General features: G+C 69.3%; 11 protein-coding genes and 1 pseudogene. 7 read left to right on the forward strand and 5 right to left on the reverse strand.

The features are described from left to right. The 5 genes from VML93_RS30200 to hemL all read right to left on the reverse strand — a co-directional run. Positions 1-608 (reverse strand): cytochrome c biogenesis protein ResB (locus tag VML93_RS30200; protein WP_325616209.1); only part of this gene is annotated, 608 nt, incomplete at its 3' end. A 107-nt stretch (positions 609-715) separates the two neighbouring features. After that, positions 716-1,495, reverse strand: a complete 780-nt coding sequence (locus VML93_RS30205; protein ID WP_325616193.1) for a cytochrome c biogenesis CcdA family protein — start codon at positions 1,493-1,495, stop codon at positions 716-718. Then, a complete protein-coding gene (locus VML93_RS30210) occupies positions 1,492-2,088 on the reverse strand; it encodes a TlpA disulfide reductase family protein (RefSeq protein ID WP_325616212.1) in 597 nt (198 codons plus the stop codon). The genes VML93_RS30205 and VML93_RS30210 overlap by 4 nt, the downstream gene beginning before the upstream one ends. A 14-nt stretch (positions 2,089-2,102) precedes the next feature. Then, positions 2,103-2,711: a histidine phosphatase family protein gene (locus VML93_RS30215; protein WP_325616195.1), complete on the reverse strand. Its 609-nt coding sequence runs from the start codon at positions 2,709-2,711 to the stop codon at positions 2,103-2,105. Next, positions 2,711-4,033 (reverse strand): glutamate-1-semialdehyde 2,1-aminomutase, encoded by a 1,323-nt coding sequence (gene hemL / locus VML93_RS30220; protein WP_325616197.1) that lies wholly within the window; start codon positions 4,031-4,033, stop codon positions 2,711-2,713. The genes VML93_RS30215 and hemL overlap by 1 nt, the downstream gene beginning before the upstream one ends. Positions 4,034-4,090: 57 nt before the next feature. Between hemL and VML93_RS30225 the strand changes: the two genes are divergently transcribed. The 7 genes and pseudogenes from VML93_RS30225 to VML93_RS30255 all read left to right on the forward strand — a co-directional run. Next, positions 4,091-4,960, forward strand: a complete 870-nt coding sequence (locus VML93_RS30225; protein WP_325616199.1) for a hypothetical protein — start codon at positions 4,091-4,093, stop codon at positions 4,958-4,960. 47 nt (positions 4,961-5,007) lie between these two features. Beyond that, positions 5,008-5,421 carry a hypothetical protein gene (locus VML93_RS30230; protein ID WP_325616201.1) on the forward strand — a complete coding sequence of 138 codons (414 nt, stop codon included), beginning with the start codon at positions 5,008-5,010 and terminating at the stop codon, positions 5,419-5,421. Between the two features lie 17 nt (positions 5,422-5,438). Further along, positions 5,439-5,831, forward strand: a complete 393-nt coding sequence (locus VML93_RS30235; protein WP_325616202.1) for a nitroreductase family deazaflavin-dependent oxidoreductase — start codon at positions 5,439-5,441, stop codon at positions 5,829-5,831. Further along, entirely contained in the window at positions 5,831-6,973 is a 1,143-nt protein-coding gene (locus tag VML93_RS30240; RefSeq protein WP_325616204.1) for an enolase C-terminal domain-like protein, read from the forward strand. Before VML93_RS30235 ends, VML93_RS30240 begins: the two co-directional genes overlap by 1 nt. Beyond that, positions 6,970-7,902: a 2-dehydropantoate 2-reductase gene (locus VML93_RS30245; RefSeq protein ID WP_325616206.1), complete on the forward strand. Its 933-nt coding sequence runs from the start codon at positions 6,970-6,972 to the stop codon at positions 7,900-7,902. The genes VML93_RS30240 and VML93_RS30245 overlap by 4 nt, the downstream gene beginning before the upstream one ends. 85 nt (positions 7,903-7,987) lie before the next feature. Further along, entirely contained in the window at positions 7,988-8,281 is a 294-nt protein-coding gene (locus tag VML93_RS30250) for a WXG100 family type VII secretion target (RefSeq protein WP_325616208.1), read from the forward strand. 19 nt (positions 8,282-8,300) lie between these two features. Then, positions 8,301-9,356 (forward strand): annotated as a pseudogene (locus VML93_RS30255) (hypothetical protein); the annotation flags it as partial.

Consider the following 9,356-nt stretch of genomic DNA (forward strand, 5'->3'; position numbering starts at 1 on the left):
GAGTCGAACGCGGCCGGCGACGCCGAGCAGAAGCCGGGACCGCCGTCGGCGATGACGATCACCGTGCCCTCGTAGCCGAACAGCTTGCCGACGGCCACCGCGACCAACAGGCCCAGCAGCGAGAAGTGGAACAGCAGGTTGCCGAATTCGCGCAGGTAGCCCTTCTCGGCGGACACTTCCACCGCGTCGCCCTGGTGCCGGATGGTAGTGCGCCAGCCGCGCAATCGGGCCGCGACGGCGGTGGCGAGTTCGTCGGGATCACCCTCGGCCTGGGAGCTGGCGTGCTTGGGCAGCCGGGCCAGGTTGCGCGGGGCGGGTACCGGTTTGGCGCGCAGGGTGCGGGCCTGCTCGATCATCCGCGGGGTGAGACAGCCGACCAGCGACACGAACAGCAGCACGTAGATGGCGGTGAACCAGAAGCTGGAGAAGACGTCGAAGGCCTGCAGCTCGTTGAGCCAGGGCCCGATCACCGGGTGGGCTCGCAGGTACTCGTCGACCTTGCCGGCGTTGAGGCTGCGCTGCGGCACCAACGCGCCGGGTATCGCGCCCAGCGCGAGCAGGAACAGCAGCACCAGCGCGGTGCCCATCGACGTCAGCGACCGCCACAGGTTGCGGGTTTTTTGCGCCAGCACTCTTGGCGTGAGCAGACGCAGAATGGCACTGAAACGCTGCCTTTCGTGCGATTCTGCGTCTGCTCGCGATACCTCCGGGCCGGTCAAATCGGCAGCCTCACGTCCGACACGAAGGCGTCGCGCAGCCACCCGACGAAGTCGTTCCACACGCCGGTGACCAGCGCGGTGCCGACGGCGATCAGCAGCACGCCGCCGAAGATCTGGATGGCCCGGGTGTGCCGGCGCAGCCAGCCCAGGCCCGCGACGGCCCCCGCCGAACCGAATGCCAGCAGCACGAACGGGATGCCCAGCCCCAGGCAGTAGGCGATCACCAGCACGATGCCGCGAGCCACGTTGGCCCCTTCGGTGGCCGAGGCGACGGTGATAACCCCGGTCAGCGTCGGCCCCAGACACGGCGTCCAGCCCAGCGCGAACACCGCGCCGAGCAGCGGCGCCCCCGCCACCGTCGTCAGCTGCCGCGGACTGAACCGGGCCTGTCGCTGCAAGGCCGGGATGAAGCCGACGAACACCAGCCCCATCACGATGGTCAGCACCCCGCCCACCCGCTGCAGCAGCAGCTGGTTGGTGATCAGCGTGGAGGTCATCCCCAGCACCGCCACCGTCCCGAGCACGAACACCGTGGTGAACCCGGCGACGAACAACGCCGCGGACCCCGCGACCCGCCACCGCGCGGCGGGCGGGGCCTTCACAGCACCCTGCGCCTGCTCATCCGAGACGCCCACCACTGCCGCCAGATACGACAGGTAGCCCGGCACCAGCGGCACCACACACGGCGAGGCGAACGACACCAGCCCCGCCAGCAGGCACACCCCCAGCGCCACCAGCAACGGGCCGGCGGCGGCGATGTGGGCGAACCCGGTCATTTCTCTGAGTTCTCCATGGCCAGCCGCTGCACCACCGGCTGCAGGTCCTCGGCCAGCAGTTCCCGCAGGAACACCGCCGCGACGCGGTGCTGGCGGTCCAGCACCAGCGTGGAGGGGATGACGGTGGTGGGGTACTTGCCGCCGAAGGCGATCAGGGTGCGCATCGCCGGGTCGTAGATCGACGGGAACGTGACGTGGCGGTCGTTGACGAAGTCCTGCGCCGACTCGCGGTTGTTGTCGCGCACATCGATGCCCAGGAAAGACACCCCGGAGTCGCGGGTGGAGTCATACACCTTTTGCAGCTGGGTGACCTCGGCCCGGCAGGGGCCGCACCACTGTCCCCAGATGTTGATGACGACGACGCGGCCGGCAAGGGCGGAGTCGTCCAGCGAGACGGTGCGCGCCGGATCGGCCAGGTCTGGCCCGGACAGCGGTCCCGGACGCCCCCGGGCGGCGGGCGGGTCGTAGAAGATGTCGGTCTTGCCGCCGGGCGAGACGAACTCGAAGGTGCCGCCCTGTGCGACGGCGTCACGCCCGGAACAGCCCGCCAGCAGCGCCACCAGCAGGGCCGCGGCGATCGCCGGCCGCCACATCCTCGCCGGGGCGGTCAAGGGCCCGCCGGTTGGGAGTATTCGACGTCGACCAGTCGCTCGCCGTCGTAGACCAGCGTGGTCACCGACGCCAGCGCGCATTCCCGTCGCCTCGGGTCGTGCCAGAGCCGCTTGCCGGTCAGGTGCAGCCGTGTCGTCCACACCGGGAGCTGGTGGCTGACGCACACCACCTCGTGGCCGGCGCCGCGGGCGCGCGCCTTGTCCACCGCGGTCGCCATCCGGGCCGCGATCTCGGCGTAGGGCTCCCCCCACGACGGGGTGAACGGGTTGCGCAGCTGCCACCAGAACCGCGGGTCGCGCCAGGCGCCGTCGCCCGGGCCGACCTTTCGGCCCTCGAAGTAGTTGGCCGATTCGATCAGGTCAGGGTCGGTGTCCACCGGCAGGTCGTGGGCGGCGGCGATGGGCGCGGCGGTCTCCTGGGCCCGCTGCAGCGGGGAGGCGATCACCGCCACGACGTCGCGGTCGGCCAGGAACTCGGCGACCGCGGCGGCCTGCGCGCGGCCCTTGTCGGACAGCTGGAATCCGGGCAGCCGTCCGTACAGGATCCCGGTGGGGTTGTGCACCTCGCCGTGCCGGATCACGTGGACGCGGGTTTGCTCGGCCATCAGGACTCCGCCGCCCGAGCCGCCGCCCGGGCGGCGCCAGGCAGAGCGCCGGCGATCCGCTCGAACGCGGCGTCGTCCAGGGCGGCCGAGACGAACCACGCCTCGAACGCACTGCACGGCGGGTAGACGCCCGCGTCCAGCAGGGCGTGAAAGAACGCCGGATAGCGCCAGGTCTGGCTGGCCCGTGCGGCGGCGAAATCGCTCACCGGCGTGTCGGCGAAGAACACGCTGAGCATGTTGCCGGCACGCGGAATCTGGTGCGGCACACCGGCTTTCCTCAGCGCGTCGGCCAGCAGTCCGGCCAGGCGGTCGGCGTTGTCGTCCAGCGCGGTGTACACCGCGTCGTCGGCGGCGCGCAGCGTGGCGAGCCCGGCGGCCATCGCCACCGGGTTGCCCGACAGGGTGCCGGCTTGGTACACCGGCCCCAGCGGCGCCAGTCGCTGCATCACCTCGGCCCGCCCGCCGAATGCGGCGGCCGGCAACCCGCCGCTCATCACCTTGCCGAACGTGAACAGGTCCGCGTCGACGGGATCGATTCCGTACCAACCACTTCGGCTCACCCGGAAGCCCGTCATCACCTCGTCGACGATCAGCAGCGCCCCGTGCCCGGCGGTGACCTCACGCAGCGCGGCGTTGTAGCCCGGCCCGGGCGGGACGACGCCCATGTTGCCGGGGCTGGCTTCGGTGATCACCGCGGCGATCTGGTCGCCGTACCGCGCAAAGCTCTCCCGCAGGACGTCGATGTCGTTGTAGGGCAACACAATTGTGTCGGCCGCTGCGGCTCCGGTGACCCCGGGCGAGGACGGCAGGCCCAGCGTGGCCACACCCGAGCCCGCGTCGGCGAGCAACGCGTCGACGTGACCGTGGTAGCAGCCGGAGAACTTGACGATCTTGGCCCGCCCGGTGAAGCCGCGCGCCAGCCGGACGGCGCTCATGGTGGCCTCGGTGCCGGAGTTCACCAGCCGGATCCGCTCGACGGGGGCCACCCGGCCGATGATCTCGGCGGCCAACTCGGTCTCGGCCGGCGTCGGCGCCCCGAACGACAGGCCGTTGGCGGCGGCCTTGGTGACGGCGTCGACCACGGCCGGGTGCGCGTGGCCGAGGATCATCGGACCCCACGAGCAGACCAGGTCGACGTAGCGGTGGCCGTCCGCGTCGGTGAGCCAGCAGCCGTGTGCCTCGGTGATGAAGCGAGGGGTGCCGCCCACCGCGGTGAAGGCCCGCACCGGCGAGTTCACGCCACCGGGGATGACCTGGCAGGCGTTCTCGAACAACTGCGCCGAGGTGCGCACGCTGGCGATCGCCTGGTCGGTGCTACCCATGCCGACCAGTGTCCCAGCCTCCGCACTCGGTTCAACTACAGGGTGTAGAAGTAGCAGGTGCCCCCGCAGTCGGCCGCAGCGGTCGCGCTGGCCAGGGTCGAAGCGGTCCGCGACGATCCGGACGCGCGACTGTCTATGATGCGGCGCTCCTACCGGGTCCCATCCCACGTGGACCGCGGCTACCTTCCCTTTCGCGGGGCCGCGTCGGCGTTCATGCGATGGCAACTGCGGCGAGGACTCCTCAACCCGGTCGATGCGCCCAACCCGGGGAGCCGATGGTGGCGGGCGATGAACGAACGCATCCTCTACGACGTCTGCGAAGCACGCGCCCTGGCGTTCGGCAGTCCAGGACCGGCCAGTTGCCCCTCGGTCTCGGTGTGGCTGGACTTCATTCATCAGCCGACGGCGCGGAGCTGGTACCGCGCCCACAACGCCAGCGTCGCCAGCGCCTACCTCGACCACGAGGAGCTCGCGTCGCAGGAATCGCGCGTCGAACGATTTTTCCTCAACGTGGTCCTGATGCGCGTCCTGTACGCCCACGCCCTGGTCGCCGCGCCGCGGCTGGCGCTGGGCCCGCTGGCCCCGGTGGGCCGGCCACTCGGGGATCCGCGCCTGGGCATGACGGGCATCTTCCTGTCGCTGTCGCGGGTGCTTCCCGACCGCTATCCCCTCGGGCACGACCTCGAGCCCTACATCAAGGCCGAACACGGACTGGCGCACGCCCTCGACGTCGGCGTCATCCAGCCTCGAGTGCGAAGCCTCTACGACTGGTCTGCCCGCGAGCTGGCCCTGCCCGGCCTGGGACGTCTGCTGTGCGACGAGATCCCGTGTTACGCATGGCCTCCCGACGACCAGCAGCCGTGGCACCCGACACCCACCCGGGCCGCGCGGCTGGCCCGGCGGCTACTGCCCGCGACACGCACGTAATCTACGGCGAACGGCTATGACGCGGCCGCATCGGGAATGGGGCGAACATGGACGAGCAACCGGCCAAAGCGGTCGATTCCAACTCCGGCTGGCTGACGGTGCTCGTCGCGGCCGGGGCGTTCGTCATGGGCGCACTCCTGCTGCTTCCCCTCGTCTACGGCTACTTTCAGGCAAGTCATGATCAGCTGGCCCCGAATGGGTCATTCGGGTTTCGGGACGCGGCGACACGGTCGAGCCTGCCCGCGTGGTACGCCTCGCAGCGCGCGGGGTTCAGCTGGTTACTGTTCGCCGGCGGCCCCATCCTGGTTTTGAGCATGTTCTTCTACGTGGTCGCCGCCGTCAGGCGGCGCTCACCCCGGGCCGTCTTCGTGGTTGCAGCGGTCTCGCTGGTCTTGTTCGTCGTCGCCACTGTGGTCGCCGGACTGCACGCCGACCATGTCGCTCGCGCGATCACCGGCTGAGCGGGTTGGATGGAGGCATGCAATTTCCCCAACGGCTCGCCCGGTTCAACCGGTACGTGACCAATCCCATTCAGCGGCTGTGGGCCGGCTGGCTGCCGGCGTACGGAATCATCGAGCACGTCGGCCGCCGCTCCGGAAAGGCCTATCGCACACCGGTGAACGCCTTCACCACCAGCATGGACGGCAAGGCCGGCGTGGCGGTCCCGTTGGCGTACGGCCCCGACCGCGACTGGCTGAAGAACCTCAACGCGGCGGGCAGCGGCAAGATGCGCCGCCAGGGCAAGACGATCGGCATCACCGACCCGCACGTGGTCAGCCGGGACACCGCGGCGGCGTATGTGACCCGCGGGCGCGCGGTCTTCGCCCGGCTGCCGTGGGAGCAGGTGGTGCTCTTCACCAAGACCGGGTGATGCGGATCACCGCGATCCTGGAGCGGGCCGTCCGACTGCGGGGCACGGCCGCCAACGCCGTCGTTGACTTCAGCGGCCACACCGTCTCGCTGGTCGCGGTCGTCACCGATGTAGGTATCGGGGTGGCCTTCGACTCGATCGGGCGATTCGCGCAGAGCGGGATCCTGCGCGACCGGATGATCCCCCGAGTCCTCGCGGCGTCGCCGGACGCGCTGCTGGACGACCGCGGGCGTCTAGACCCGGCCGCCGTGCTGGCCTGCGCGCTGCGCGACGAGAAGCCCGGCGGCCACGGGGATCGCGCCGCGGCGGCCGCCGCGCTGGAGCTGGCGTGCTGGGACCTCAACGCCAAGCTCGACGACGAACCCGCCTACGCCACCATCGCGCGCCACTTCAAGCGAGAGCCCCTGCGGACGGTCGCGGTGTACGCCGCCGGCGGTTACTACTACCCCGGTGGCCATGGTTTGCGCGACGAGATGCGCAGCTACCTCGATTCGGGCTACGACGCGGTCAAGATGAAGATCGGCGGCGCCGGCCTGCGTGCAGACCTGGCCCGAATCGAGACCGTCGTCGAGGTGGTCGGGGACGCGGCGCGAGTCGCGGTCGACGCCAACGGCAGGTTCGACCTGTTCGAAGCCACCCGCTGGGCCGCGCCGCTATCCGCCTATGGCCTGCGCTGGTTCGAAGAGCCCGGCGACCCATTGGATTTCGAGCTGAACCGCGCTATGACGGCCTGCTACCCCGGCACCGTCGCCACCGGCGAAAACCTGTTCTCGGTACCCGACGTGACCAACTTGGTCCGCTACGGCGGCATGCGGCCCGGTCGCGACGTCTTCCAGATGGACGCCGGTCTGAGCTACGGATTGACCGAATACGTGCGGATGCTCGAGGTGCTCGAGGCGCACGGCTTCGACCGCCGCTACGCCTTCCCGCACGGAGGCCACCTGATCAACCTGCACATCGCGATCGCTCTGGGCCTCGGTGGCTGCGAGTCTTACCCGGGTGTGTTCCAGCCCTTCGGCGGCTACCCGCAGGGCTGCCCAGTGGCCGGAGGGCGGATCGCGCCGACGGACGCGCCGGGCTTCGGGCTGGAGCAGAAGGCCGGCTTGGCCGAGCTGGTCACCGAACTAGGAGAGTCGCTATGAAAGTCGCGGTAATCGGCTGCGGGGCAATGGGTTCCATTTATGCCGCCAGGCTCGCGGCCGTCGGCAACGACGTGCTGGCCGTCGACAGTTATCAGCCCAGCATCGATCAGATCGCCCAGCATGGGCTGCGGGTCACCGGCCCCGGCTACGACTGGACCGTGTCGCTGCGGGCCGCCACTGAGGCGCTGCCCGAGACAATGGACCTGATCGTGCTCGCGGTCAAGGCCGCCGACGTGACAGCCGGTGCGCAGCAAGCACTTCCGATGCTGGGTGCGGACACGCCGGTACTGACGATCCAGAACGGTCTCGGGTCTGCGCAGACCGTCGCGGACATCGTCGGCGACCACCGGGTGGCGGTCGGGATCGCAAGCGGGTTCGGCGCATCGCTCGTCGGGCCCGGGCACGTGCACCACAACGCCATGCGGGCCATGCGTTTCGGCGCTTACTCGTCGCTGCCGTTCGCGACCGTCGAGTCGATCGCGGCGGCCTGGACCGACGCCGGATTCGACGCCGCCGCGGTCACCGACATCGCGGCCATGCAGTGGGAGAAGCTGATCTGCAACGTCGCCTACAGCGGGCCGTGCGCGGCGACCGGGATGACCGTCGGGCAGGTGATGGACGACCCGGAGATGGGTCCGGTCAGCCGGGCCGCGGCGACGGAGGCCTGGGCCGTCGCGCGAGCATCCGGAATCGCCATTGCCGTAGCCGATCCCGTCGCGCACGTGCGCGCCTTCGGGGCCGCGATCCCCGACGCGAAGCCGTCGGCGCTGCTCGACCACGAGGCGCGTCGGGTCAGCGAGATCGACGTCATCAACGGCGCGGTGCCACGGCAGGGCGCACGGGTCGGAGTCGAGGCGCCGGTGAACGCGACCCTGACCGCCGTCGTCAAAGCCGTCGAGCGAGGTTGGGGCGCCGGCCCGACGTCATAAAGTCGTGGACTTTGGCCGTCGCATCCCTGGAATGTCGGCACCTATCGTTGATTCGTCGCGTGCCAATGGAATCGGGAGGTGTGGCATGGCCGACCACTTGCGCGCTTACCCACCTGACCTGTGGGTGTCGGCGGATCAGGTGGCGATGCACAACGAGGAATTGCGCACTGCCCACGCCCGGGCCGACGCCAGAATCGGCGCAACGTCGTCCGGCTGGGCCGGCGCCTCGGCGGTCGCGATGCGCGCGAAAGTAGCTGAGTGGCAAGCATTTACGCAACAGATGTGCGCCAAGCTGGACGAGCATCATGCACATTTCCGATCGACCGGCAACGCGTATCAGCAAGCCGAGGAGCGCAGTGCCAAGACCCTCGAAACCTAGTCGACAGATGTGATCTGCGATGGCGGTCACTCTTAATGATGTCGACACCTGGGACCCCGACCTGATTCGTGATGCGTTCCACGCCGTCATGGACCGGGCCGATGCCGCGGCCGACGTGCACATGGGGTTGGGGCGTATCCCCGCATTCCTGAGCTGGCATGGCGAGGCGGCCGCCGCGGCGCAAGGCGCCATCGACAAGACCCGCGGTGATCTGCTCCTACATTCCGATCAGGCCGCGACAGTCAGTATGCGTGCCTATGACGCGATCGACATGATCACACAGGTCAAACGGGACCTGAAGCAAGCTGACGAAGACGCGAAGAACTGGGGATTCACGATCAACCGTACGACCGGCGAGATCACGACCCTCGACCCGAGAAACATCGGCGCCCCGGACTGGACGGTGCACTTCGTGAATTTGGGCGCCAGGCTGCAACGGATCCTGGTGGAGGCCAACGCGGCTGACGTCGAGTTGTCGCGGGCGATCAATACGGCCGACGGCGCCGAACCTGTCGTAACCGGCGACGCCGCGGGTCGCAAACAGGCGATCAACGAAAGTATCGAGCGGTCGCTGCGCGAGACCCCGTTGCCTCCGGGGGTCGATCCCAACACCGTGCGTTCGTTTCTGCAGAACACATCGAGCGCGTTCCCCGCCCCCAGGACCAATGAACTCGGGATTCCCGGCTACCCCAACGCAACACTGACGTCGGAGCAAGCCCGCAATGTATACACGTACGGCGAGCAGCAGATGAAGGCGCTGAACCAGCGACTCATCGACGAGGGCTTGAGTCCTGAGACGCGGGCCAAGACGCTCTCCGCCACCCGCAACGCGCTGCGGACATGGACGCGCGACTTGATGGTCGACCGTGCTGAAGCGGCCCGGCTGGCAGCCACCGAGAAGAACATGACCTGGGACGAGGTCGTCGAGAAGTATAAGGGCCAGGGCCTCAAGGGAGATGAGTTGTGGAACAAGATCATTGAGAGGTCGATGGTGAGCCGTGCATCGGTCAACGCCGGGCTGGGAGTCGATCCGGAGGCACCCGAGCTACCGCCGATGCCTGCTGTTCCGGGTGCC

The organism is Mycobacterium sp. (assembly GCF_035499775.1).
Taxonomy (GTDB): domain Bacteria; phylum Actinomycetota; class Actinomycetes; order Mycobacteriales; family Mycobacteriaceae; genus Mycobacterium.